The following is a 25,775-nucleotide window of genomic DNA, read 5'->3' as shown; positions in this document are numbered from 1 at the left end:
TTTCCCAGAGAAAATCACATCGCAGGCATCAACTCAACGGCTGCAATTGACTGCAACCAACTGATTTTAATGGGATTTTTCTCATATCATATATATGGTATGAGAAAATTGGGAAACCAGTTTTAGTAAAATTCTTATAAAAATCATAGACTTATGGAAATAGTCCTCTTTTACATCTCTGACTTAGAGATTAAAAACTAAAGAACGAATTCATGATCTGCGTCAATTTTTAAAGGCATTCTCTGGAAACCTGGAAACGGCTTCCCAAATCAGGTGCGCACTGCCCGTCAACCAATAAACCTAACTGGGCAGCTAAATCAAAACCCTGGTACAAATCTAAGTCAATCTAGCTGGGATTCATTGTTGTGATTGCCGGTGTCGGCACCCTGTTCGGATTGGAGATCAGTCAGGAAGATCAGGAAGGCTTTGCTGAAGCGGCTGTTGCCATCGGTACGGCTATTGGCGGTATCGCGTCTGCTTTCTACTGATACCAGAAGCGGAAGGCTGGCTAAGAAGTTTCCCTGAAAACCAAGGAAAGGTAGGTAGGATCTTGTTTGACGGTGGCTCCCATAACATCAACCAACTCTGATGCTAGGGGAACCAAACCGGCCCACAGCGGTAGGGATGGACTGTGGGGCTTAAACTTCACTCGCATTGAACAGATTCGAGGGGCTCTTGAGCACACATCAATTGCGGAAATCAGAAGAAGAAACCGAACTAACCGTACCAGAACGTTTTCCAGTATTTTAATGAAGTGTTGATCACCTATTTAAAAATATGGCAAACGCTCTAAAGTTTCAGCAGATTTAGCCGCTAACCAAGTAACACTTCTCGATTATCAAAGGATTTTATATGCCAACTTTGACTTCTATTAGCCCAGTCAAACGTGAGCCAAAGATCAGTTTTGAGAATTGGCAACAAAACCACAATACACCGAGGATTAATACAAGTGGATTGAATGAGGTTCGTGCTAGTGCTAAAGCATGGTCGGGGTTTTCTCAGGCTTGGACCGATTACAAAAGCAGCTCCATAATTCAAGGTGCGATAGACAAGCACAATCTAAAAAATAAAGACTGGGATTTCACCCTTGATAGATCTGGAAACATCAAAGTCATTGAAGGCAATGACAGGCTAAGCAATCAGACGGTAAAGGACTTGGAAAAAGCACTGAATGATTCAGCTTTTGGCTATCATTTTAAAGATATGGCTGTGGGCTTAATAGGCAAAAGCCAATTGTCAGTAAACACTTATAACAACCCCAATAGCATAACCAAATACGACATTAATGCAGAAAACATATCTGGTATTCTTAGAGGGCGGGAACTAATGGAACAGCCCAGAGCTGATTGGAATAATATAAAGGGGACATTTTCCAAACAAATAGATCGTTCCGCTGAGAGCTTAGGATTGAAAGAAAAAGTTGTTTGATCTATCGCAGCATAAACATAGATGTGTGAGTCTTTTCCAAGACTTCATCGGGTTCTACCCCCAGCTTCCGCCCCTGCTTTTGCGCCAGCCATTGCTCCAAGCAATATGCTTCCCCATCCGCCAGAGGAAACTGCGTTAGTAAGCAAATTACCGTAGGGAAGTACCCTCAACAAAGCTACGCTCGCTGACTCGGCTGTCTTTGTCGCGGTATAAGCGCCGTATCCTCCAGCGGCACCTCCAGCTACGGCCCCTGTAGTCCTACCAATGTTCCGAACTTCAATTTTTTCGCTGCGGCATTTCGGACATTTTATAGCCATAAATAATCCCTCATATTTTCCATTCACCTTAAGACTAGCACCCCACCCATAACTTGCTGACAGCAGGCAGTGATGAAAGCTGTCTTAACTGAACTTTTGCCTGCGGAGTCGCAAAGTCCTCTCAAGCAAATAAGCCAAAGGAACCAGTTAAAACCCACCATTGCCTGATAGTTTGATCCCAAGCCCCTCGGTAATCTTACCTCGACTATATCTCCGTATAGTTATCCATGAAGCCCCAGGGACGGGGCGCTCTTCAAGCCTGATTTTCTAATTCCTGAATGTACCGGCCCAGATCCAGCGTATCCTGGCGATCCAGGCGCACTCCGCCGCTAGGCATTACTTTTAAAGCGGGTCATCAACAAGACGGTTTTCTGGGTATTTAACAGTTTCAGCCAGATGATTTGTATACATTTTAAGGCTGAAATCATTGAACTGTTCTGATACTCAACTTCTCAAGGAAGGGTTATGAAAAACCGGTCAGATTTTTTTAAGGCGGGGAGTATATTACAGCTCGCTGCCTACTAAGCGATTGATGCGACCTGGATATCAATCCATTCGGAGACAAGATCATGTCATTACTACGCGTAGCTGGCTCACTCATGGGCCTGTTTTTTCTGGTATTCCTAACTGGCTGTGACACTTCAGATCCGACGAGTGCGCCTTCCTCCCCAGATAGAGGGGGTCTGGAGATTACCGCCAGCACGGAAACTACATTTCTGACGGTCTATAAAAGCCCAACCTGTGGGTGTTGCAAGGAGTGGATCAGTCACATAGAAAGAGCGGGCTTTACCACTGAAACACGTCATCCGGCGAATCTTGAACGCTTTAAGGATCAGTACGGCATCGCGACCAATTTGCGTTCCTGCCACACGGCCGTCTCCCCAGGGGGCTACGTGTTTGAAGGCCATATTCCGGCCCGCTACATCCAACAGTTTCTGGATAATCCTCCTGCCGATGCAATTGGCCTGAGCGTGCCCGGCATGCCGGTGGGCAGCCCCGGGATGGAAGTGGGCGATAAGTTCATACCGTATCAGGTGTTGTTATTGAAGCACGATGGCAGCACCGAGGTATTCGCTCGTGTGGAACAGCAGACACACCAATATCAAGAAGGAACACTATGAAAGGAGTTAATGCCATTCTCCATCAAGCACGCCGACTGCACGCATCAACATGGCTTAAACATTACAACATGGCTTAAACATTACAACATCGTCATCTTGGGGTCATGTTTGTGACAGACATAAGCGACTAACCTCGGAGGTACCAAATGGGTAAAACTTTTTAGCCACGCACTTCCCCCTATCAGCGACAACTCAAAAAGGAGTCCGCTATGAAAATCCGTTTTTTACGCGTCCTGGTGCTTGGAACAGCCATCCTGTGGCTTGCAGGCTGCGCCAATAGCCCCTTCTATCACGGCCAAATCATGAGAGGCCAGGTAGTTCAGTCTACGGCGTCCGATGTGGTGGTATGTGTAGGTAAACTCGACGGTGCCGAACCCGGGCAGTTGTTGAGTGTTTACCGAGTAGTATTTGCAGAAGGTGTTGTTGAAGAAGGGGCGTCGAACGTTCGCCGAGTGCCGGTAGGCAAGGTGAAAATTGTAAATATCATTGATGATCACTTCGCAAAAGCGCGTGTTATTGAAGGTGACATTGCAAAAAATGACATCGTAGAGCTTCAAAAATAGCGGACGAGATATAATGCATATCGCCCGGTTGTTAGTGGCATCCGCAGAGGCGCGAGTCCCTCTTATTCTGTAACTGAGCCAGCGGCCTGCAAATCAAAATCGCATTTTACTGGCGAAAAGCTTGTATCAAATCAACTTGGCCCTGGCTCGAATTGATTAATCTGCGGCGGATCATTTACAGCTATCAATTAGGTTCGTTTACAACGCAATTTTGGAGACATCAATGAAAAAGATTATCACAGCGTTAGCGTTAACAAGTATTTTCGCTATGCCGGCCTTTTCCCAAAGCGGACATACTCAAAGTGACCCGGCTACGCAGGCTGGCGGCATGTCGACACAATCCACTCAAATGCCAGACCTGCAGTCCCAAATGGAAAAAATGAAAGGGCTGATGGAGCGCATCCGATCAGAACAGAATCCTGAAATCCGCGAAAAGCTTATGCAGGAGCACATGACAGCCATGGAGCACGGCATGCAGATGATAAGTGAGAATATGAAAAATGATTCTCAAAAAGACACAATGAACGCCGAAAAACGCATGGACATGATGAATGATCGCATGGACATGATGCATAAAATGATGGAACAAATGATGGGTCAGATGAAAGGTGGTATGGGTATGTCTGGTGGCCATATGTAAGCCTCCTTGCTCACTTTTCTGACATCGCGCGAAGGCGACAAGCGCAAAAGTAAAACAGGTACACAACTGTCATTGCACTCAATAGAAACAGGTTTTTTACATGCCGGGTTATCCGGCGTAATTTTTCATCAAAACGGAGATAGACATATGAAATTTTCTAAATTGTTTTTCAATCTGATTGTGGCAACAGCGCTGGTATTTTCTTTCCAGGCTCAGGCTCAGGCGCAAACTCAACCTGCCGAAGAACCTATCATGGAACTGCTGAACAGCATGGCTGACAAGCCAGAAGATCATAAGGCGATTGCCGACTATTACCGAAAAAAGGCCGGTGAGGCGCGAGAAGAGGCCAGTCTGCATGAGAAAATGAAAGACAAACATCGCCATAGTCACGCTCAAATGAAGGGTATGGATGCCGGAAAATCCACACAAAAACATTGTGAACGTGTCATCAAGCTTCAGCAATCTGTAGCCGAAGAGTACGATGCCTTGGCTGAGTTGCATGAAAAATCCGCCAAGCAGTAAGTAATTGCTTAAGAAAAAATGCTAACTGCCTTTGCCTGCACGCTACCGGAAAGGCAGTTTACATTACTGCCCGAGCTCGCAAACCGACCAGTAATATCATCATCGCTATATAACGTTTACTGAAGCCGGAACCCAAACCTCATGGCTTATTGCAAAAAACATACGTCATATTGGGAAGTATCCAGCTCTCTAAACCTGAATAGGTGGTTACCTTTGGCCGCGTTCCAACGCTTTTCCGAACTATTACAGCGGGCGGCGATATACCTGGTCGTAGCAACTGTTTTTTTGTCCGGCCCCATTCAGGCTCAGGTCTCCCCGGAGGATCATCAAGCTCATCACCCAGACGTAGCGGCCCCACCACCACAACCCACACTAGCTTCTCCGGTTGTCGGAAAAAGTACCGGCATGATGGAAGGCATGGGTGAGATGATGCGCCAAATGGGTGTACCTCCCCCGAAAGAGATTTATCCATCACTCATGACGTTGTCTGATCTTCCGCCCGAAAAACGGGCGGAGGTGGAAGCCGCTGCCCATGAACGTATGGCCAGTGGCACGGCACTGATGACCGACGGGCTCACCCGCCTCGCCGATTCTGCATCCTCCAATGATTATGAACTGATGCAACAGGCCGTGAGCCTGCTGCATGAAGGTATGGCCCGATTCGAGAGTGGGTTAGCGGCTCATCAGGTGTTGCTCGGCACCGACGATCCGCAGGCCGTTGCTCTCGACTGGTTCCGACGCGAAATGGAACTGCCTGTGCCAAACCCGCCTGTTGCAAACACGGGGGTCATGGGTATGACCTGGTTCCATTTCTGGATCATGCTCAGCTCGGCGGCACTCATCGCCAGTTTCTTTTGGTTGTACATACTCAAGATGCGCCGGGCCTCGCAGCTCCTGAGCAGTTTAGCGGCGCCAGCGCGGCAGCCTTCACCTCTGCAGGCCCCAATGCCGCCGCCAATCCAATTCCCAGGATCTGCCGAGACTACCGCGTCTGGACGACCCTGGTCGGGGCAGCTGCGCATCAGTCGTATTTTCCAGGAGACCGGCGACGTCAAAACGTTCCGGCTCGTGAATCCGGTCGGAGGGATGCTGCCTTTCGATTACCTGCCCGGGCAATTCATCACAGTCACAGTGCCACACGGTGAAGCAACTGTTCGCCGTGGCTATACGATCGCCTCTTCGCCGACACAACGGGATTACATCGAAATCACTGTCAAACATGCGCCTGAGGGTGTGGTGTCCGGTTATCTCCATTCCGAGATCCACGAAGGTAGCTTGCTGGATCTCTCGGGACCGGCCGGTTCGTTTGTTTTCACAGGCCGGGAATGCAAATGCATTGTTCTGATCGCCGGAGGTGTTGGCATCACCCCACTTATGAGTGTATTGCGCTATCTTCTGGATCGTAGTTGGGAAGGTGACATTTTCCTGGTTTATGGTTGCCGTGCACCAGAGGACATCATTTTTCGAGAAGAACTGGAGTATTTGAGGCGCCGTCACACCAATCTTCAGGTGGTCATTACAGTATCGCAAAGCGGGGCGGAAAAATGGGCTGGCCCTCAGGGGCGCATCACCAAAGAGTTGCTGGCCGAGTCAATCCCGGATTTGCCGTCACGCTATATCCATATTTGCGGTCCTGTCCCAATGATGGAGGCGACGAAGCAGATTCTCTCAGAACTTGGCATACCGAAAGACCGCATTAAAACAGAGGCATTCGGTCCAGCTCTTGGCAAACAGGAACGCTTGCCGAGCGCTGATCAGAAGACCGCAGGCCCCAGTTCTCCCAAGCCTGGGCTTCCCACGGTTACCTTCACGGATTCGGACAGAGCGGGACCCCTTCCTCCTGATAAAGTTGTGCTCGATGTGGCTGAAGAATTGGGCGTGGACATCGATTACTCCTGCCGCGCCGGCATATGTGGGGTTTGCCGGGTAGAGCTACTTGCTGGTGAAGTTAGCATGGACGTTGAAGACGGCCTGGAGCCGGGGGATAAGGAAAAAAACCTAATATTGGCCTGCCAAGCCAAAGCCAATTGCGACATTTCGGTAAAGGCATGAAAGAACGCGAACGGTTTATCGTCACAGCACTTGTCCTGCTGTTGCTGGCTTTCTGGTTGGGATTCCTTTTCCATCGCTCGCCCCGCTTTCCTGGTAGTGCTATCGGTGGGGTGCTTGGTGTGTCGGGAGCGGTGCTGATGCTGATTCCGCTGGCCTACCTCATCGTAAAACGCATCAAAATCCTGAACCGGTGGGTTACGAGGTTCGTGTCGATGCGAACATTGTTAACCTGGCATATTTATGCCGGTGTGCTGGGACCCATTCTCGTCATATTCCATTCCAGCCACAAATTCGATAGTGCATTGGGTATCGCACTCACCGTCATGACCCTGATTGTTGTCCTCAGCGGGTTTGTTGGTCGCTACCTGTTGACTCGCCTCTCCGACACCATCCGTGAGAAAAAAGAAACCCTTACCCAACTGGAAATCAGTTACCGCCAAGTGGCTGCGGAATTGGTCGGAGATCCGGGACATGCCGCGATGCTGCGTTCATTTACAGGGCTTTTCACACGCTGGATTGCCAATAAGCTGATTCTGAGAAATCAGCTGGGACAAGAAAGCCCTCCACCGATGCGGGCGCTTGCACTGGTGGATGCCATGGCAGAGATTGAGTATGCAGTGAAGATGCACCAATGGTTCAAATCCGCCTTCCAGTGGTGGCTGCGCTTTCACATTACCATTGCTTTTGTTCTGTACCTGCTGCTGGCTCTGCATGTATGGGCAGGTATTTACTTCGGTTTACGGTGGTTTACATGAAGCTTTGGCCACATTTTTTAGTCGCGCTAGTTGTCATGGGTGCCCTGTCAATGTGGGTCTATTACGGTGGTGCGCATCCTGGCGGCAAGGCCTCGGGCCTACTTGATAAAATAACCTGGCAACGCATGGCAAACCCCGGTCCGCTGACGGGTGGTCATGCTTTCCTCGAGCACGACTGCGCTGCTTGTCATACGTCAGTCAAAGGTGTAGAGGCAAACAATTGTATCGTCTGCCACGCCAACAATAAGGCCTTGCTGGGGACACAGTCCACCGCTTTTCACGCAGATATCGGTAGTTGTAGCAGTTGCCATGTAGAGCATCTGGGGAATAATCAGCGCCCAATAAAAATGGATCATAAGGTGCTGGCCAAAATTGGCCGACAGCTTTTGCCACCCAAAGAGCACGAGCGGATCGGAAATCTGGCAGCACCGCATAAAGGAATATCCGTGCTCGAAACCCCTTTAGACTGCGCCAACTGCCACAGCAACGAAGAGCCGCATCGCAACCTCTTTGGCGCCGACTGCGTCATCTGCCACTCAACCGCCGCATGGACCGTACCCGAGTTCCAACATCCGGCAGCGACGTCGACAGAGTGCGCGCAATGTCATCAAGCCCCGCCGAGTCATTACATGGAACATTTCAAGATGGTGTCTATGAAAGTATCGGGTGTGATGCACGCCGACGTCTCTCAATGCTTTCTCTGCCATAAAACCAACAGTTGGAATGACATCAAGAACGTCGGTTGGTACAAACATCACTAACATCTGGAGGACGGAATGGAAACGTTGCTACATCTTGCCATGTTGATCCTGGAAGGGATTGGCGGCTTGATTATTGCCTGTGCTGCAGCACTGTCATCATTTGATCTTGTACGCACTTGGTTCAATAAAGGGCTACGGGAAGATATCGAACCACTCCGACTGCAATTCGGTCAACGTCTGGTATTGGCGTTGGAATTTCTCGTTGCGGCGGACATTCTTGCCACGTTGCATACCCCCACGCTGGAGGGCATTGCTTTGTTGGGCTTGGTGATTGTCGTGAGAACTGTACTGAGTATGAGTATTGCGTATGAATTGCGACACGCATTTTGCTCCGTTCCCGGACGCAATAAAGATGAATCAGGCCCACCGGAGTCGGAACGAGAAGATTCCGGACGCACTACTTCGTCTGCAGGAAAGCGCTGACGCCCAACAACAGTTGCAGGCTACCGTTGAGCAAGGCCGCTTTTTCTTTCTCAGCAAGCCCTCTACCAACAACAGCGTACAGACTCACGGAATACGCCAGCACATCGGCCAGCATATCCCAGGGAGTCCGCCACCAAATCACTCGAACGTGCCAACACTTCTTACAGGCACATTATGCCTCTTTTAGATGTGTCCGTGAAAACGGGGTAGAACCCTTGTTTATGTTTCAAAATAAACTGGAAGGCGTTCAGTAAATCCTTGTCCTCCGTAGCCGATGCGAGATTGAGTATTTCAATCGTGCGAAACAAGGTAGATCGCTGCTTTTTGTAAAGTTGCACCATGAACGGCAAGTAGTTGTTGCCCGCAAACGCCATATATTGTTCACACATGTGCAGCAACTGATCGCTGTTCTTGCCGAGCACCGGATCAAAGGCTGTCACCGATTCGGGTTTATCCAGATACACCCTGACCGTTCCCGACAACACCGAAATCAAATGATCGGTTTGCTTTTGATGGTCACTCAGGTATTTCTCCAACAGTTTCTGCGCCGAACGATCCATCTTTAACAACAGCTTCATAAATATGTCGGCTGCGTTATCCAGCGTTCGCGCGTATTGGTGCCGGATCAGGACGATGACGAGCGCAAGCCGCTTATTGAGTTTGAGCTTCACGAGCTCAGCGTAGTCCAGGGCTTTGGCCTCATCAATGAACTGCTGGTGTTTGACTGGGGGCAACCCCAAATCCGTGGGCAGAAGCGTTTGCAGGGACGTCAACCATTCCAGGTATTGGATGTACGCATGGATGTTGCGAGGAGTTAATCGTTTGGGTTCACTCTTCAGAGTGCTCCAGCCAAAACCACTCAGCCCTGTACTGACGCGAAGAATATCGTTGATACGCTGCCGACTTTCGTCCGTTAAAAATCCACATAATTGATCGTAGTATCGGGTATTTACCTCCGCCCTGGCTGCCTGGCATATTCGCTCAAGCACGCTGTATGCCGGGAGTTCATAACGCTCCTTGACCAAATACTCCAAAGTAACATTGATGATGTCCGGCAGCGCTTCTTTGGTCGTCGCCGCATCCTGCGCCCAAACCTGTGCCAGCTCGGATGTTTTGATCGTATCGTAGGCTTTTATGTTGAGATGACGTCGAACCAATTTTACATGGCGATCTTTCGATCCTGAGGTGTAATAGGTTTGTAGATCGTTGAGTGTCACCCGGGAACGACACTGGTTTTTGATGTGTGCGATGATAACCTTTGGTATTTCACCCAGCGGAACAAAACGACCCAATCGCTGCGTCGTTTTTAGTTGAATCAGCAAACCCAGGAATGAGGCGCTGGTGCGCTTACAATGACGAAGAGCAAATTCCAGATCTTCGGCCGTGGGCGTGTAAACATCCCCCAATTCGTTTGGGGTGATGTCTGATTTTATGCGTGGGTAGGCTGTTTGATAAATAGCTGCCATCAGCTCATTTCTCTTCCTAATGGTTATCTAATTATGGAAACGGAACCTACGATTGAATCAACGACCACCGGTGTCTGACGAAATAAAGTGTTCTACAATGATCTTTTGATGGAGCGCCGCCATACCCACACCTAATCAAAACTTCATTCGCTGAATTCGCACCGCGTTAAAAATAGCCAGCAATGCCACGCCGACATCGGCAAAAACCGCCTCCCACATGGTTGCCAAACCGCCTACACCTAATATCAAGACTATTGCCTTTACACCGAAGGCAAGGGAAATGTTTTGCCAAACGATACGTTTGGTTTGTTTGCCGATGGCAATGGCGGTGGGAATTTTGCTGGGTTTATCATCTTGAATGACAACGTCGGCTGTTTCGATTGTTGCATCGCTGCCAAGGCCGCCCATCGCTATACCGACATCACTCAGTGCGACTACCGGTGCGTCATTAACACCATCGCCTACGAAAGCAACAGTTTCATTTCGCGCTTTGATTTCTTTTACCTTATTAACTTTATCCTCCGGTAGCAAATCGCCAAACGCATTGTCGATACCTAGTTGTTTTGCAACAAATTGCACAACCGAATTTTTATCACCACTCAGCATAGTGATATTAACTCCGAGTTGTTTAAGCGTAGCTATTGTTAATTGCGCGTCCTCCTTTATGCTATCGGCAATGGTCAAATAGCCAGCGAATTTACGGTCGTAACTGATGGCAATGACCGTATGTACAATGCTGGCAGGATCTATATCGTAACCAACAGAAAATTTGTCGAGCAACCTGAAATTTCCCACTAGCAATTCCTTGCCGTCAATTTCAGCTTTAAGCCCGTGGCCAGAAATTTCTTCTACCTTGTTCAAGATAATTTCGTTATCAATGGCACCAACAAATTGATTGATGGCAGTGGCTACTGGATGCGTACTCTGACTTTCCAATGCATTGACCATGTTGAGGATTTCATCCCGATTGACATCGGGCTTTAGATTTACCTCTTGTACTTTAAATACACCCTCGGTCATGGTGCCTGTTTTATCCATCACCACGTGTTGAATGGTGGAAATGGTGTCTAAAAAATTGCTGCCTTTGAATAAAATGCCATTTTTACTCGCAGCGCCTATGCCGCCGAAATAGCCCAGTGGGATACTGATCACCAAAGCGCATGGGCATGATATCACCAGGAAAATCAGCGCACGATACAGCCACTCACTGAATACATAAGTCTCGGCAAAAAAGTACGGCAACACACAAATGGCAATTGCTAAAGCAACTACAATTGGTGTGTATATTTTGGCGAATTTTCGGATGAACAATTCGGTAGGGGCTTTTTGTGCAGCAGCGTTTTGTACTAACTCTAAAATTCTGGACAGTTTGCTGTCGGTATAAGCGGCGGTAACTTTGACTAGTGATACGGCATTGAGATTGATCATCCCCGCCAAAACCGCATCGCCTTTATTTTTCGTGTCAGGTTTACTTTCACCTGTCAGGGCGGCGGTATTGAAGGAAGCGGTTTCTGATAAAAGCTCACCGTCCAAACCTAATTTTTCACCTGCTTTAAGCTGGATAATATCGCCAATGTTGACCGTCTCTGCTTTGAGCGAAATGGCTTTATTATATTGTATTACTGTTACTTCATCAGGACGCTGATCGAGAAGCGTTTTGATATTGGTTTTGGCTCTTTTTACTGCCAGGGTCTGGAACACTTCACCAACGGAATAAAACAACATCACCGCAACGCCTTCCGGATATTCGCCAATCGCAAAGGCGCCGATGGTTGCAATACTCATCAATAAAAATTCAGAAAATACGTCACCGTTGATGATGCTCTCAACCGCCTCTCTCAAAACCGGCAGACCAACCGGTAGATAGGCAGCAACGTACCAGCCAATACGTAGCCAGCCAGTAAACCAGGTTTGCGTAACGTAATTATCCAGAATTAGCGCAATTAACAATGCTATTAAACTCATCGCGGCGGGCAGAAACAGTTTGAAGTTACTGTCGCTACTGCTGACATGATCGTGTCCATCATCATCGGTGTGCTGGTCGTGATCGTCAGTCGCACAACAACTATCTTTCACGGGTTTGTTTTTTATTAGTGCATCCGCTTGGGCGTTTATTTTATTTTCTTCTGTGCAGCACAGTTGTTTTCCCTGCGCATCGTAATCGTGTGTATGGTTCATAGCGTTTCCGTTACTTTAAAATAGGAACTAAAGATGATTGACAGGCATTTAATAACACACCAATCGATAGCAGATAATGAGTCTTATCAAGGCAGCCATCGTCAATGCCCCTGTGAGGAAACCGGTTGATGACCGGGCAATGTGTCCCGGTCATCGGTGCTCATTTAACGTATGCAATCACCGCCAAACACTGAGTCTCCGGAGAAAATTAAGTCTTTGATGGGGTCGAGCTAAATTTGCTATGAAGCCAGTGATATAAAACCGGTAACACCAACAGCGTCAGCAGAGTCGAGGAAATAATCCCGCCGATAACCACTGTGGCCAAGGGGCGCTGGACTTCCGCACCCGTTCCCGTATTCAGTGCCATTGGCACAAAACCAAGGCTTGCTACTAATGCGGTCATCAGGACAGGGCGTAAGCGAACAAGTGCCCCTTCCGTCACAGCCAACATCAAATCCCCTTTTTCATGCCAGAGGTCGCGAATAAAAGCGAGCATGACGAGACCGTTGAGTACTGCTACACCGGAAAGTGCAATGAAGCCTATACCCGCCGATATGGACATGGGCATACCTCGAATGGCTAGCGCCAGCACTCCACCCGTGAGCGCCAAAGGCACTCCACTAAAAATTATTAACGCATCTTTTAGTGAGCCAAAAGCCATAATGAGAATGCCGATGATCAGTAACAATGTCAGTGGCACCACAAGAGAAAGGCGTTTACTTGCCGATTCGAGTTGCTCAAACGTGCCCCCGTAATCCAGCCAATACCCTGGGGGCATATCCACCTTGGCGGCAATGTGCGCTTTAACATCTTGCACAAATCCGCCGAGGTCGCGACCTCGTACATTTGCCGTCACAACCACCCGACGCTTGCCATTTTCCCGGCTAATTTGTGCAGGCGCGGGAGAAATGTCGATGGTGGCCACTTCAGAGAGCGGAACGTAATCACCGTTAGGCAATGGCACAGGTAAAAACTTAAGCTTCTCGACATCGCGCCGTACAGCCTCAGGTAATCGCACGATGAGCTCAAAGCGTCTATCACCCTCATACAAGATGCCTGCACTTTCACCACCAACGGCAGCAGCGACCCAATTTTGAAGTGATGAGACATTCAATCCATAGCGCCCCAACGCGCTTCGATTCGGAATAATCGAGAGTGTTGGCAATCCTGTCACTTGCTCAACACGCGCATCGGCCACACCCTCTACCTGACTCAGTGCTTCGAGTATGTCATTAGCCGTCAGCACCAGCTGATCGAGGTCATCGCCAAACACTTTGATGCCCAGATCGGCTCTGACCCCTGAAATAAGTTCGTTGAACCGCATTTGTATGGGTTGGGTGAACTCATAATTGTTGCCCGGTAATTCCTCTAACGATTTTTCCATTTCCTCAACCAATTGCTCTTTGGTCTTATCGGGATTGGGCCATTCGGATCGAGGCTTCAAGATGACGAAGTTATCGGCAACATTCGGGGGCATTGGGTCGGTCGCAACTTCGGCAGTACCTATGCGTGCAAAGACCTTATCTACCTCGGGAAACGACTTGATACGCTGTTCGAGAATTTCCTGCATTTCGACCGCTTGTTCGAGGCCGGTACCGGGGATTCGCATGGCATGTAACGCGATATCGCCTTCGTTAAGTTGCGGAATAAATTCGGATCCCAGCGTTGTGGCAAGCCACGTGCAAATGATGACAAGACCGGTAGCACCGCCAATCACAAACCAACGGAATTTAAATGCCAGCAACAATAAAGGCTTATACATTTGCTTCGCACTGCGAATAGCAACACCTTCTTGTTCACTGATTTTCCCGCTTAAAAAAACCGCGACCGCAGCTGGCACAACTGTGAGGGATAGAACCATTGCGGCGACAAGTGCCATCACGACCGTTGCGGCCATAGGGTGAAACATTTTGCCTTCCACACCGGTGAGGGAAAAAATCGGGATATAAACAACGGTGATGATCGCGACACCAAACAGGCTGGGCCGAATCACTTCAGAGGTCGCCTCGAAAACCACGTCTAAGCGTTCGCGCAGGCCAAGAGCGCCTTCACGTTGTGCGTGTGATAAACGTCGGATAGCGTTTTCCACGATAATCACAGTGCCATCGACGATGATCCCGAAATCCAATGCCCCGAGGCTCATCAAGTTTGCGGACACCCCGGTGTGTACCATGCCGGTTATGGTGGCAAGCATTGATAACGGGATTACTGCTGCTGTAATCAGTGCTGCGCGCAAATTTCCAAGTAACAGGAAAAGCACCACAATCACCAATAAGGCGCCTTCCAGAAGGTTTTTACTGACCGTTGCAATGGCTTTATCAACTAAAGCCGTACGATCATAAACGGGTGTCGCAATAATGCCATCCGGGAGTGAGGCTTGAATGTCAATCAGCCGTGCTGCTACGTCTCGCGCCACCGTGCGTGAGTTTTCTCCGATGAGCATCATGGCCGTACCCAGCACGGTTTCAACACCATCCTGGGTTGCTGCACCGGTTCGAAGCTCTCTCCCGATAGCGATTTCTGCTACATCACTAATTTTGACAGGAACAGAATCCTGCTGCGCAACAATGACGTTGGCGATGTCATCCAAGGTTCCCAATTGGCCGGGCGAGCGCACCAGTAATTGTTGCCCATTGCGCTCGATGTATCCTGCACCACGGTTATCATTATTGGATTCAAGCGCTTCAACCAAATCTTCCATCGACACCCCGAAGTGCAGGAGTTTCTGTACATCTGGCGTAATGTGGTATTGCTTGTTATAGCCACCAATACTGTTTACCTCTACCACACCCTTTACCTGCGCCAACTGGGGTTTGATTATCCAGTCTTGAATTTCACGCAAGGCGGTAGAATCGTAAGGCTTACCGTCTTGTGTTCGCGCATCGGGAGCCGCTTGAACGGTATACATAAAGATTTCACCCAAACCTGTCGAGATGGGTCCCATTTCGGGTTCCATGCCGGGAGGCAGCACGCTTTTCATCGACCCCAGTTTGGTGTTGATGAGGTTCCGGGCAAAGTAGATATCGGTACCTTCATCAAACACCACGGTAACCTGTGATAAACCATAGCGGGATAACGACCGCGTATAGGACAGGTTGGGTAACCCTGCCAACGCGGTTTCTATCGGGTAGGTAATCCGCTGTTCGGCTTCTAACGGCGAGTAACCTGGTGCAGCGGTATTAATTTGCACCTGGACATTGGTGATGTCGGGCACCGCATCAATAGGGAGTTTTTGGTAACTCCAAAACCCGATGCCGACGATTAATAAAACAAAACTTAAAAACAGATAACGCCGCTCGATGGCTAAGCGTAGTAGTGAATCAATCATGCTACACCCCTTAGTGTTCGTGCTCGGCTTCAGATTTTTCGATGTCAGCTTTAATGAGATAGCTGTTTCGGGTTACGTACTCTGTATCTGGTTTCAGGCCAGATATGACCTCGGCATAGCTGTCATCTTTTCGGCCCACGATCAAGGGGATAAATTCGTATTTATTACCGTGTTTGACAAAAACCCCGGTGCGCCCTCCCAGGATTTGCAGAGCATCTATTTTTACCGCTACGTCTACGTTAAATTCATCGATAACAATACGTCCTTCTGCCATTGAACCTGGAGAGAGCATGGATAGGTCGTTGCTTAGTTTTGCGCGCGCAATGAGATACGGCTGCTCGTCACCTGCCGGGAGGAGGTGCTCAATTTTTGTTTTAACTTTTTGCTCGCCTATGCTCAGAAAAACTTCTTGCCCGATAGCAACAGAGGAACGTTGAGAGGGGAAAATACGCAACTCGGCCCACAAGTTGTCGAAGCTCGAAATTGAAAACAGTATTTGATCTCCTGTCACCTCGCCCGAATTAGCGTGCCGTTGCACAATCATCCCGGCAATGGGTGCGCGGATACTGTATTTCCTCAAACTCTCGTTGGCTTCAACTTCAGCCAGAAGATCACCGGCTGCCACTGTCTCACCAATAGTTACCTGTACCGACGTTACAACACCGGAAAATCGTGCACGCACATGGCTGGTTTGTTCGGGAGCTGTGGTTAATCGCCCATAGGTAAGAATGGTTTGATGAAGTGTTTGTTCACCGGAGCGTTCCGTCACAATACCCACAGTTTGTGCCATGGCGTCTTCGATTTGACTGGTTCCCTCTTCATCCTCGTGCTTCTCATCGTTCCCATGGCCATGTGAACCGGACTCTTCTGTGTGTTCATCCTCTTGATGTTGGTGATCATCGCTATCCGTTGCTGCATTAGCCTTATAAATATCGGCAACGAAAAACACCAATAAAAGTGCCAGGATGAAAGCCAACGCCGGGGGGGATTTCAGCAGATTTTTGGAGAAGGGTTTTGCTAAATGTTTGTTCGATGTTTTCATGGGGTGGCCTCAATATTCTGTTCGTTCAAGGTGGAGCCAATCATTCGCTCCAGCTCTATTCGGGTTTCCTGCATGCGGGCAGCCGCTTCCACCAGCGCTTGCTGGGCATTCAGCAATTGGTTTTGCGCAAGGTTTAATTCCAGATAGCTGTAGCGTCCCCGGTCAAATGCATCAGCAGTACTGCGCATGACTTTCTTGAGGGATGGGAGGACCTGATCACGCAGCACATTCACTTCATCAACTGCTAATTGATGGGTTTCGTACGCGGCGATCAGTTGTGCTTCCAGCTGGAGTCGTGTTGCATCTTTGTCCCATTCCGCTTGTTGTTGGTTGGCGGTAGCCGTAGCGATTGCCCCACGAGCTCTGCCGCTGCTCCCCAGGGGCATGCTCAGTCCAAACACTACAGCGGAGTCACCGCTTTCCTGAAGGCGGCGAACTCCCGCATTCCATTCCAGCGCCGGGCGACGTTCGCTTTGTGCCCGGCGCACTTCTGCCGAACGGACATTGATCTCAGCGGAGAGAAATGCCAGATCTGGATTGTTGGATAGTTTTTCCAACAAGGCAGGCAAGGTTGTTGTTGACGGGACGCCATATAGATCCGCTTTTGCGGCGGTAAAGTCCGGAGAGGTATCGGCCCAAAACGCACTCAGCCTGATCCGTTCCGCACTAACTCGCTGGCTAGCTTGTCGCAAGGCCAGTGTGGCGCGGGTTAGTGCGGCGTTGCCGCGCAAAAGCTCACTTTCGGCAGTGCCACCCGCTTGCACCTGCCGGGTAAGTGACGTCAGGGTCTGTTGAAGTAACTGATGGGATTCCTCCTGAAGCGTCAGTTCTTCCTGCGCAACCAGCAAACGGATGAACTGCTGTGTAACGGCAGTCACCACATCTAACGTAAGCACGCGCTGCAAGGACGCCAACTGTTGCTGGCGAGCGGTGACCAGATTGACCCTGGCATCACGTTGCCCGCCCAATTCGATGGCGGAAGAAAGGGAAATGGTTAGCTCGCTGGCTTTGGTTCCGCTCAATTCACCTGAGCCTGCCACATTCTCAAGATCAGTATTGACCCGCAGCTCGGGCCTGAGTGCAGCGGTTTGTTTTTCCCCGGCCAAAGCATTTAGCTTGAAGGTGTAACCCGCTAGTTGAGGGTTGTGTTGTAAGGTGGCGCGAACAGCCTCACCCAACGTCAGTGTGGATTCCGCAACAGCGGTTAGAGCAAAAGAACTACAAGATAAAGCAATAGCCGAAATGGCCATCGCTCGATGGAAAAGTTGCATAGAAAACTCCAGCCTAATTGGCAGTTCCAGATATCGGTGCAGGAGTCCTGAACGCGAATGGGGAACTGCAAAAACTACCCTTTTTACAAAGGGCCGTTAACGACAATCAGAATGGAGTTGCAGGAGGTGCGCGCAGCGGCGGAAGAATCCCCGCGCGACGATGGGGATGAGGAGCGTCTGTGTAAAAAAAGAATAAGGGGGTGTGCGTTACCGCAAGCAGTATAAAAATCACAGCCAAAAGTATTGGCAATGACGGGTCAAACTTAAGGAGTTTTGCCAGAACCGATTGGGATACTTCCACATCGATATCCTGATGCGATTCATCCGCTGTGTGGACTTCGTGCCCGCCTATCACATCGAGATGAGGGGAAATTGGTGGTTCCTGTCCATCAAAACAAAAGTGTGCATGCACGCCGGTCCAGCTGGTCATCAGCCAAAGCAGCAGTGTCAGAAGCACAAATGTTTTATAACCGGAACGAATTCTCACCTGTGGGGCACCTGATAGTGAAGCTCATTGAGGATATAGCAATCTGTTTGTCATAGCCACCGACCCAGTCCAGAGATACCCTGGACTGGGTCGGTGGCTATGCAATCTCACGGAATGACGATAAATTGAGTCATTTTTTCCATCAGCGTGAGCGCGGCATTATCGGAAAACTGCTGGCCCTCCTCGATGTATTCCCACACTGTTGCGTCACTTTTCCATCCGCCTTGCTTTTTGATTAACTCAAAATCTATCCGCTCCCTTGCCGCCGATGTGGACAGTCCACGCCGAAAGCTATGACTACTGAGGTCTGGAAGAAAGTCGAATTGACAAGCTTTGCCCAGATTTTTAAGCAAATCGTTAATTGCTCCTGGGTTCAGCGGCTTTGTTTGGACCTGACTCCATCGGTTGACCGGCCTGAAAAGTGGACCGTTGTTGATACCGGCAATGTCCACCCAATCCTTAATGGCTGTAGCAGGACAGCGGGTTCTACCCCGTTTTCACGGACGGTTTAATAAAGCACTAAATCTCTGATCTTGTGCTGCCAGTCTACGTCTCATTCTCGGGTTATGGAACCGTTCGATGTAGTCAAAAATATCCGATCTTGCTTCATCCTGCGTGCGGTAATTCTTCGGGTTGATCCGTTCCCGTTTCATCACACCAAAAAATCCTTCACAGGCCGCATTATCTGCACAATGACCAACCGCACTCATACTGCTTATCAGATCATGCCGCTTCAGTAATCGCTGATAGTCGCCACTGGTAAACTGCGAACCACGATCTGAATGTAAGATTGATGCACCGCCGCCCTGTTTTTGCCAAACGGCCATTTCAACCGCTCTCATCACCATTTGACGGTCCTGCCGGTGATGCATCGACCAGCCAATAACCAATTTGCTGTACAGATCCAGCACCACGCACAGATACAACTTGCCTTGCTGAGTTTTGACTTCCGTAATATCAGTAACCCATTTGCTGTCAGGCTCCTGTGCCGTGAAGTCCCGTTTCAGGTGATTCCGTACGCCATCAGGGCGCACGGATGAGCGTTTTGATCCACGGCCTTTCTTACGCGGCCAGCCTTGTAGCCCATGTTTGACCATCAGCCTGGCTACACGATTCAGGCTCAGCTTTTCACCTTCAGCCTCCAGGTCTTCGTGCATACGGGGAGCACCGATAACGCCGCCACTATCGGTATGCATCTCCTTCATCCGGATAGCGATACGAGCGTTCTCGATCTGCCGCTTGCTGGGTATACGCGATTCCCAGGCATAAAAACCACTGGCAGATACCTTCAGGCACCGACACATAAGGCGTATGGGAAATGAGTCGCGACAGCGTTGAATAGCCTGATATTTCAGGTCTAGCCCTTGGCGAAGTACGCCGCCGCTTCCCGCAAAAAATCGCGTTCCTTGGTGACTCTTACGAGCTCACGTTTAAGGCGCGCGACTTCTTCATCCCGTGGATTGCCACTGCCCTGGAAGGCTTTGCTGCGGATAGCTTCTGCTTCGCGCTTCCAGCGGCTCAGGAGGTTGGGGGCAACACCGATTTCGAGGGCAACTTGGCTACAACTGATACCCGGCTGCTGGGTCAGTTTGACAGCTTCTCGCTTGAACTCTGGACTGAATTTTCTTCGCTTGGTCATGAACACTCCTTACAGGCACATTATGCCTCTTTTAGATGTGTCCGTGAAAACAGGGTAGAACCCTTAACCTATTTGTGCATTTGGTGCTTTATTGGTTTATACCACAGAGCTCCGGCAGGGGCAGACAAGTCTGCCCCATTTAGTTTGGCAATATTATGCTTTCAGCGAGCGGGTGCGCCATAGGTAATACACGACGGGTAATACCAACAACGTTAAAATCACAGCACTCACCATTCCGCCCACCATAGGCGCCGCAATCCGGCTAACAACTTCCGCACCTGTTCCGGAACTGAACATAATGGGAAGCAATCCAGCGATAGTGGAGACCGTAGTCATCATTACGGGTCTTACACGAAGTCCCGCGCCCTGTGTCACAGCTTCGAGCAAATCTTCTTTTAATGGTTGCACTCCACGCTCACGACAGGTATCTATCAATTGGTGATATGCTTGGTTAAGATAAGTTAACATGATGATACCTATTTCCACCGTAACCCCCGCCAGTGCAATAAAACCAACCGCAACCGCGACAGAAAAATTATAGCCAAGCAGGTACATCAGCCAGATTGAACCAATTACCGCCAGTGGTAGTGTTCCCAGAATAATGGCTATTTCAGTGAAGTTACGAAAATTCATGTATAACAGAATGATAATGATGGCAAGCGTCAAAGGAACCACATAGGTCAGTTTCTCTTTGGCGCGCAGCATGTATTCGTACTGACCGGACCAGGCCACCGAGTAACCGGCCGGTAAATCCAATTGCTGCTCGACCGTTGCCATGGCCGCTTGTACATAGCTGCCCACGTCCACCCCATCGATATCTACAAAGGTCCAGCCATTCAGCCTGGCGTTCTCGCTCTTGATCGCTGGCGGGCCGTCCTCCACATAGACATTGGCCACATCGGCGAGCGCAATGCGTTGGCCGCTGGGCGTAACGATGGGCAGCAGCGCCAGCTGTTCTGGCGAGTCTCGATAGTCCTGCGGGTAGCGCAGATTGATCGGATAACGCTCCAGCCCCTCAATGGTCTGCGCCACATTCATTCCCCCAATGGCCGTGGCTATTACCTGCTGCACATCAGCAATATTGAGGCCATAGCGCGCCGCCTGTGCACGCTGGATATCCACCTTGATGTAACGCCCACCGGCCACCCTTTCGGAATACACCGAGGCTGTGCCGGGTACATCCTTGAGGATCTGCTCTAGTCGCTGCCCAATCTTCTGAATTTCTCGCAGATCCTCGCCCGCCACCTTGATGCCTACCGGCGTCTTGATACCGGTGGCCAGCATGTCGATGCGAGTCTTGATCGGCATCACCCAAGCGTTGGTTAGACCGGGGAATTTCACTAGCGCATCCAGCTCCTTCTTGAGCTTCTCCGTGGTCATGCCCTCGCGCCATTCCTCTTTGGGCTTGAGCTGAATAAAGGTCTCGATCATGGTCAGCGGAGCGGGATCCGTGGCTGTCTCGGCACGGCCGATTTTGCCAAACACGGTTTTTACCTCAGGCACTGTCGCGATCAGCTTGTCGGTCTGCTGCAACAATTCCCTGGCTTTGCCTATCGAGATCCCCGGATAAGTGGTCGGCATATACATCAGATCACCTTCATCCAGATCGGGGATGAATTCACTACCAATCTTGTTAACCGGCCAGATCCCAACTAGGAAAATCACAACCGCAATGGCAAGTGTGATTTTCGGAAAACGCAATACGGTTTTCAGCAGGGGCATGTACCCGGCAATCAGTAATCGATTAACGGGATTCTTGTTTTCCGCTACCACCTTGCCTCTGATGAAATATCCCATCAAAACCGGCACCACTGTGATAGCAAGCGCCGCACTGGCTGCCATGGCATAGGTTTTGGTAAAGGCCAACGGGCTGAACATCCGGCCCTCTTGGGCTTCCAGGGTAAACACAGGTACAAAGCTCACAGTGATAATAAGCAAACTGAAAAACAGCGCCGGACCGACTTCACTGGCTGACGCCGCCACGATTTTCCAACGGTTCTCTGGCGTCAAGGGCGTACGTTCCATATGCTTATGCATGTTTTCGATCATGACAATCGCGCCATCAATCATGGCGCCTATCGCAATCGCTATACCGCCTAATGACATGATATTGGCATTGAGACCTTGCCAATACATCACGATAAAAGCCGTAAGAATACCTAGTGGCAGACTGATGACCGCCACCAGTGAGGACCTGACATGAAACAGGAAAATGACACAGATCAACGCCACAATGGCGAGTTCTTCGACCACACTTTTCCACAAACTGTCAATGGCGCGAGATATCAGCCCTGAACGATCATAAACGGTTACGATCTCCACGCCCTCGGGCAAACCCGCCTTGAGTTTTTCCAGCTTGGCCTTGACCCCATCAATGGTTTTCTGGGCGTTCTCACCGAAACGCATCACCACAATACCGCCCACCACTTCACCTTCGCCGTTCAACTCGGCGATGCCACGGCGCATTTGCGGCCCCAATTCGATATCCGCCACATCCTTGAGCAACAGCGGCGTACCGTTAACATCCAACCCTAACGGAATGTTGGCCAGATCATCGATACTCTGGACGTAACCGCTGGCGCGCACCATGTATTCGGCTTCGGCCATTTCCACCACCGAGGCGCCCACTTCCTGATTACCGCGCTGGATCGCCATCTGAATAAGGGACAGGGGAATACTGAAAGCACGCAGTTTTTCCGGGTTCACTTTCACTTGGTACTGCTTAACCATGCCGCCGAGCGCCGAGACTTCGGAAACACCCGGCACGGTTTGCAGCTCGTATTTCAGGAACCAGTCCTGCAGGCTGCGCAACTGACTAAGATCATGCTTGCCGGTACGGTCCACCAGGGCGTAGAGATAGGCCCAGCCAACTCCGGTAGCGTCCGGCCCCAGTTGCGGCCGGGCGCTGGGCGGTAATGTGGGCGCGACCTGAGACAGATACTCCAGCACCCGGGAACGTGCCCAGTAGGCATCGGTATCCTCGTCGAAAATGACATACACAAAGGAATCGCCAAAAAAGGAATAACCGCGCACGGTAACCGCACCGGGTACCGACAACATGGCAGTAGTCAGTGGATACGTGACCTGGTCCTCCACCACCTGCGGCGCCTGCCCAGGAAAACTGGTCTTAATAATGACCTGTACATCGGACAGATCGGGAATGGCGTCCACCGGGGTGTTTTTCAGCGAATAGAGACCTATCCCCACCAGCATCAAAGTAGCCAGCAGCACGAAGAAACGGTTACCGACGGACCAACGGATTATCGATTCAATCATGATTGTGCTCCTTTTGATCGTGACCGCCGTGGTTCATGCCCTGGTGTTCGCTGTGCTCCGGCATCGACATATCACCGTGATCCATACCCTCGTGCTGACCGTGATCCATTCCCGCAGGCATGGCATCATTGCCTTGCTCATTGGGAATATGCACTTGGGTAATCTGGTATCCACCACTGTTGTTATTGGTGATCTGCACATGCAGGCGCATTCCCTGTTTGAGCGCATCCATGTCCACAGCCTCAGCGACGGTGAAATCCATGGTCATGGTGGGCCATTGCCAGTCCGGGATGGCCTCGTGCTCCAGGGTCACCATGCGGTGATCCGGCATCAGGCTGTCGATACGTGCGGCCACCCAGACTGAGCGGGAATCAGCGTCTGCCTTTACATCCATTGATTCGCCTTGCTGATCGCGCTTGGCCATGCGCTTGAAGTCCGACGTCTTGCTGGATTCCGAGTCGATCAGGAACTGAGCAGAGGTCACAATGCGCTCCCCTTCTTTGAGTCCCGACTGAATTTCCACCTGCCGTTCGCCCACACGCCCGACCTCAACGGCCACCGATTTGAATTTGCCATCACCCAGCGCCAACACCACGCGCGCCTGGCTGCCGGTACGGATCAGCGCTTCTCGCGGGATTAACAGTGCTTCAGCCCCCGCCTGGGTCTCAATGACCATCTGCGCGAACATGCCCGGCTTGAGGAAGTCGTCCGGGTTGTTGAAATGCACCCGGATTTGCGCGGTACGTGTCTTGGCATTCAAAGACGGATAGACATAGTCCACCTGGCCCAACCAATCCCGACCGGGCAGGTAATCGAGCCGCATCCGCACCTGGTCGCCGGTCTTGACCAGGCTTGCCTGTCGTTCGAACACCTCACCGATCACCCAGATATGCTCCAGTTGGCCGATGATCATCAGACTCAAGCCAGGCTTGACGAACATGCCCTCACGCACCGCGAGATTGTCCAGTACCCCGGACTGCGGCGCGGCAACGGTGATGGTCTGGCTGACCTTGCGGGTTTTACGCAGCCGGTCGATATCTGCCTGAGGTACTTGCAGCGCCAACAAGCGTTCCACGGCAGCGCCGATCAACACCGGATTGTCGCGTTTCAACGCCAACAACAATTCCTCCTGGGCGTTGACCAGGGTGGGTGAATAGAGGGTGTACAGGGGGTCGCCCTGTCTGACCGGATCCCCGGCGGCCTTGACATGGAGCTTCTCGATCCAGCCTTCCACGCGCGGGCTGATATGCACCAGCCGGTTCTCATCGTATTGCACGTAACCGACAGTTTTGACATCCAGATCCAGAGACCCTACCTCAACCGTGGCGGTGCGCACGCCGAGATTGTTGACGACCTCGGGCGATATCTTGACGGTGCCGGCTTCATCCTCTCCGGCGGATTTCTCGTACACAGGGATCAGATCCATGCCCATGGGCGATTTGCCAGGCTTGTCGCGCTTGTAGTTGGGATCCATGGGCGCCACCCAGTAAAGTGGCTTGCGTTCTCCGCCGGTTGCTGTCATATCCCCCTCATCGGGGTTGCCGAGCAGCCAGACGCCGGATGCGCCGAGCAGCGCGCCGACGGCCGTGCCCAGCAAGGTTTTGGTGAATGTATTCATGTTGAACCCCTTTAAAACGGTTTCGCCGTCCGTGCATCGTCGAACGACGCCTCGGCGAGCAGGTAATTGATTTGGGCGATGGTCTTCTGCCGATCCACGGCAATGGCGAGCGCGTCGACCTTGGCATTCAATTCGGCAATGCGGGCACGCACGGCTTCGGCGAAGTCGCCGTCGTCGTTGTTGTAGGCGGTCAGCGAAGCTTCTGCCTGCTCAGCCATTTGCGGCAGCAGCTGATCGGCGTATAACGCCTGGCGTTCATCGAGACGCGCCAGTTGCACGCTCGCGGTTTCCAGTTCCGCCATCAGCCGACGACCAAGCAAGTGCTTTTCGGTTTTGATGGCCTCGGTTCGATTGACGGCGGCGCTGACTTCCTTGTCCTGCCGGTTACCGGTGAAAATGGGCAGGTCGAAGTTCACGCCTATGGAGAGCAGATCCGCCCGGTCGCGCCCCATGGGATCGTTGTCGCGATAGCCGTATTGGGCGGTCAGGCCCCATTCGGGCTTGTATTTCTGCTTGGCCAGATCAACACCGGTTTGCGTGGCATCGATACGCTGATCCAGTGCCCGTAGCGCGGGATGATGGCGGATCCATTCGTAGCGCGTATGCTCGCTGGCCTGCTTAATGGTCGGTGCCGACAACGGCCTGGAAAGAGACTGTGTCGGTAGTACCGGAGCCAGAGGGACAGTGGCAGGCGCGCCGATCCATTCGGACAGGCGCTTCTGTGCGGCTTGCTGTTGCTGCCTGAGCATCGTCAGTCTGTCTTCGAGACGAGTCAGCTCCAACTGCGCGCGAATTACGTCCTGCTGACGTGCCCTGCCCAGCGCCGAGGAGTAACCCGCTTTGGCGGCATCCACCAACTGCTCAAACAGTGCGCGATCCTGTTCGATC

19 protein-coding genes and 2 pseudogenes are annotated in these 25,775 nt (G+C 50.9%); 10 read left to right on the top strand and 11 right to left on the bottom strand.

The features are described 5' to 3' along the window. Positions 1–365: 365 nt before the first annotated feature. The 10 genes from GJQ55_RS13375 (at position 366) to GJQ55_RS04525 (ending at position 8,582) form a co-directional block, all read left to right on the top strand. The gene (locus GJQ55_RS13375) at positions 366–488 is read left to right on the top strand and encodes a hypothetical protein (RefSeq protein WP_267874248.1); all 123 of its coding nucleotides are present in this window, start codon (positions 366–368) and stop codon (positions 486–488) included. 364 nt (positions 489–852) lie between these two features. Further along, entirely contained in the window at positions 853–1,428 is a 576-nt protein-coding gene (locus tag GJQ55_RS04565) for a hypothetical protein (protein WP_228346328.1), read from the top strand. Between the two features lie 886 nt (positions 1,429–2,314). Next, positions 2,315–2,866, top strand: a complete 552-nt coding sequence (locus GJQ55_RS04560; protein ID WP_228346327.1) for a DUF411 domain-containing protein — start codon at positions 2,315–2,317, stop codon at positions 2,864–2,866. Between the two features lie 209 nt (positions 2,867–3,075). Continuing rightward, complete coding sequence (locus tag GJQ55_RS04555) at positions 3,076–3,429, top strand: hypothetical protein (protein WP_228346326.1); 354 nt, start codon at positions 3,076–3,078, stop codon at positions 3,427–3,429. A 223-nt stretch (positions 3,430–3,652) separates the two neighbouring features. Continuing rightward, positions 3,653–4,069, top strand: a complete 417-nt coding sequence (locus GJQ55_RS04550) for a hypothetical protein (RefSeq protein ID WP_228346325.1) — start codon at positions 3,653–3,655, stop codon at positions 4,067–4,069. A 6-nt stretch (positions 4,070–4,075) separates the two neighbouring features. Then, positions 4,076–4,591, top strand: a complete 516-nt coding sequence (locus tag GJQ55_RS04545; protein WP_228346324.1) for a hypothetical protein — start codon at positions 4,076–4,078, stop codon at positions 4,589–4,591. Between the two features lie 141 nt (positions 4,592–4,732). After that, positions 4,733–6,643 (top strand): 2Fe-2S iron-sulfur cluster-binding protein, encoded by a 1,911-nt coding sequence (locus GJQ55_RS04540; RefSeq protein WP_228346323.1) that lies wholly within the window; start codon positions 4,733–4,735, stop codon positions 6,641–6,643. Then, entirely contained in the window at positions 6,640–7,398 is a 759-nt protein-coding gene (locus GJQ55_RS04535) for a hypothetical protein (protein WP_228346322.1), read from the top strand. Before GJQ55_RS04540 ends, GJQ55_RS04535 begins: the two co-directional genes overlap by 4 nt. After that, positions 7,395–8,159: a cytochrome C gene (locus tag GJQ55_RS04530; protein WP_228346321.1), complete on the top strand. Its 765-nt coding sequence runs from the start codon at positions 7,395–7,397 to the stop codon at positions 8,157–8,159. The genes GJQ55_RS04535 and GJQ55_RS04530 overlap by 4 nt, the downstream gene beginning before the upstream one ends. A gap of 15 nt (positions 8,160–8,174) precedes the next feature. Continuing rightward, on the top strand, positions 8,175–8,582 hold the full coding sequence (locus tag GJQ55_RS04525; RefSeq protein WP_228346320.1) for a DUF1622 domain-containing protein: 408 nt from the start codon (positions 8,175–8,177) through the stop codon (positions 8,580–8,582). A 161-nt stretch (positions 8,583–8,743) separates the two neighbouring features. On the opposite strand, the gene GJQ55_RS04520 is transcribed toward GJQ55_RS04525, so the two are convergent. The 11 genes and pseudogenes from GJQ55_RS04520 to GJQ55_RS13450 form a co-directional block, all read right to left on the bottom strand. Then, a complete protein-coding gene (locus GJQ55_RS04520) occupies positions 8,744–10,048 on the bottom strand; it encodes a DUF4158 domain-containing protein (RefSeq protein ID WP_228346319.1) in 1,305 nt (434 codons plus the stop codon). A 135-nt stretch (positions 10,049–10,183) separates the two neighbouring features. Then, entirely contained in the window at positions 10,184–12,226 is a 2,043-nt protein-coding gene (locus GJQ55_RS04515) for a heavy metal translocating P-type ATPase (RefSeq protein WP_228346318.1), read from the bottom strand. A 208-nt stretch (positions 12,227–12,434) separates the two neighbouring features. After that, on the bottom strand, positions 12,435–15,554 hold the full coding sequence (locus GJQ55_RS04510) for an efflux RND transporter permease subunit (RefSeq protein ID WP_228346317.1): 3,120 nt from the start codon (positions 15,552–15,554) through the stop codon (positions 12,435–12,437). A 10-nt stretch (positions 15,555–15,564) separates the two neighbouring features. Continuing rightward, complete coding sequence (locus GJQ55_RS04505) at positions 15,565–16,596, bottom strand: efflux RND transporter periplasmic adaptor subunit (RefSeq protein WP_228346316.1); 1,032 nt, start codon at positions 16,594–16,596, stop codon at positions 15,565–15,567. Beyond that, complete coding sequence (locus tag GJQ55_RS04500) at positions 16,593–17,867, bottom strand: TolC family protein (RefSeq protein WP_228346315.1); 1,275 nt, start codon at positions 17,865–17,867, stop codon at positions 16,593–16,595. The genes GJQ55_RS04505 and GJQ55_RS04500 overlap by 4 nt, the downstream gene beginning before the upstream one ends. Before the next feature lie 106 nt (positions 17,868–17,973). After that, positions 17,974–18,354: a hypothetical protein gene (locus GJQ55_RS04495; RefSeq protein ID WP_228346314.1), complete on the bottom strand. Its 381-nt coding sequence runs from the start codon at positions 18,352–18,354 to the stop codon at positions 17,974–17,976. Between the two features lie 107 nt (positions 18,355–18,461). Further along, complete coding sequence (locus GJQ55_RS04490) at positions 18,462–18,806, bottom strand: tyrosine-type recombinase/integrase (RefSeq protein WP_228346313.1); 345 nt, start codon at positions 18,804–18,806, stop codon at positions 18,462–18,464. Between the two features lie 34 nt (positions 18,807–18,840). Then, a pseudogene (locus GJQ55_RS04485) lies at positions 18,841–19,993 on the bottom strand (IS3 family transposase). 153 nt (positions 19,994–20,146) lie between these two features. After that, on the bottom strand, positions 20,147–23,269 hold the full coding sequence (locus GJQ55_RS04480) for an efflux RND transporter permease subunit (protein WP_228346311.1): 3,123 nt from the start codon (positions 23,267–23,269) through the stop codon (positions 20,147–20,149). Then, a complete protein-coding gene (locus GJQ55_RS04475; RefSeq protein ID WP_228346310.1) occupies positions 23,262–24,887 on the bottom strand; it encodes an efflux RND transporter periplasmic adaptor subunit in 1,626 nt (541 codons plus the stop codon). Before GJQ55_RS04475 ends, GJQ55_RS04480 begins: the two co-directional genes overlap by 8 nt. A 38-nt stretch (positions 24,888–24,925) precedes the next feature. Then, positions 24,926–25,636: pseudogene (locus tag GJQ55_RS13450) on the bottom strand (TolC family protein); the annotation flags it as partial. Between the last annotated feature and the right edge of the window lie 139 nt (positions 25,637–25,775).

The sequence above is a fragment of the Venatoribacter cucullus genome (genome assembly GCF_016132445.1).
Lineage (GTDB): Bacteria > Pseudomonadota > Gammaproteobacteria > Pseudomonadales > Oceanobacteraceae > Venatoribacter > Venatoribacter cucullus.
The sequence above is the reverse complement of the archived record's forward strand: the minus strand, read 5'-3'. Positions and strand labels throughout refer to the sequence as shown.

Bases quoted from the DNA above. Each gene is read 5' to 3' on its own strand.
- GJQ55_RS04565 (WP_228346328.1), top strand. From the start codon at position 853: ATGCCAACTTTGACTTCTATTAGCCCAGTCAAACGTGAGCCAAAGATC.
- GJQ55_RS04560 (WP_228346327.1), top strand. From the start codon at position 2,315: ATGTCATTACTACGCGTAGCTGGCTCACTCATGGGCCTGTTTTTTCTG.
- GJQ55_RS04555 (WP_228346326.1), top strand. From the start codon at position 3,076: ATGAAAATCCGTTTTTTACGCGTCCTGGTGCTTGGAACAGCCATCCTG.
- GJQ55_RS04550 (WP_228346325.1), top strand. From the start codon at position 3,653: ATGAAAAAGATTATCACAGCGTTAGCGTTAACAAGTATTTTCGCTATG.
- GJQ55_RS04540 (WP_228346323.1), top strand. From the start codon at position 4,733: ATGGCTTATTGCAAAAAACATACGTCATATTGGGAAGTATCCAGCTCT.
- GJQ55_RS04535 (WP_228346322.1), top strand. From the start codon at position 6,640: ATGAAAGAACGCGAACGGTTTATCGTCACAGCACTTGTCCTGCTGTTG.
- GJQ55_RS04530 (WP_228346321.1), top strand. From the start codon at position 7,395: ATGAAGCTTTGGCCACATTTTTTAGTCGCGCTAGTTGTCATGGGTGCC.
- GJQ55_RS04525 (WP_228346320.1), top strand. From the start codon at position 8,175: ATGGAAACGTTGCTACATCTTGCCATGTTGATCCTGGAAGGGATTGGC.
- GJQ55_RS04520 (WP_228346319.1), bottom strand. From the start codon at position 10,048: ATGGCAGCTATTTATCAAACAGCCTACCCACGCATAAAATCAGACATC.
- GJQ55_RS04515 (WP_228346318.1), bottom strand. From the start codon at position 12,226: ATGAACCATACACACGATTACGATGCGCAGGGAAAACAACTGTGCTGC.
- GJQ55_RS04510 (WP_228346317.1), bottom strand. From the start codon at position 15,554: ATGATTGATTCACTACTACGCTTAGCCATCGAGCGGCGTTATCTGTTT.
- GJQ55_RS04505 (WP_228346316.1), bottom strand. From the start codon at position 16,596: ATGAAAACATCGAACAAACATTTAGCAAAACCCTTCTCCAAAAATCTG.
- GJQ55_RS04500 (WP_228346315.1), bottom strand. From the start codon at position 17,867: ATGCAACTTTTCCATCGAGCGATGGCCATTTCGGCTATTGCTTTATCT.
- GJQ55_RS04480 (WP_228346311.1), bottom strand. From the start codon at position 23,269: ATGATTGAATCGATAATCCGTTGGTCCGTCGGTAACCGTTTCTTCGTG.
- GJQ55_RS04475 (WP_228346310.1), bottom strand. From the start codon at position 24,887: ATGAATACATTCACCAAAACCTTGCTGGGCACGGCCGTCGGCGCGCTG.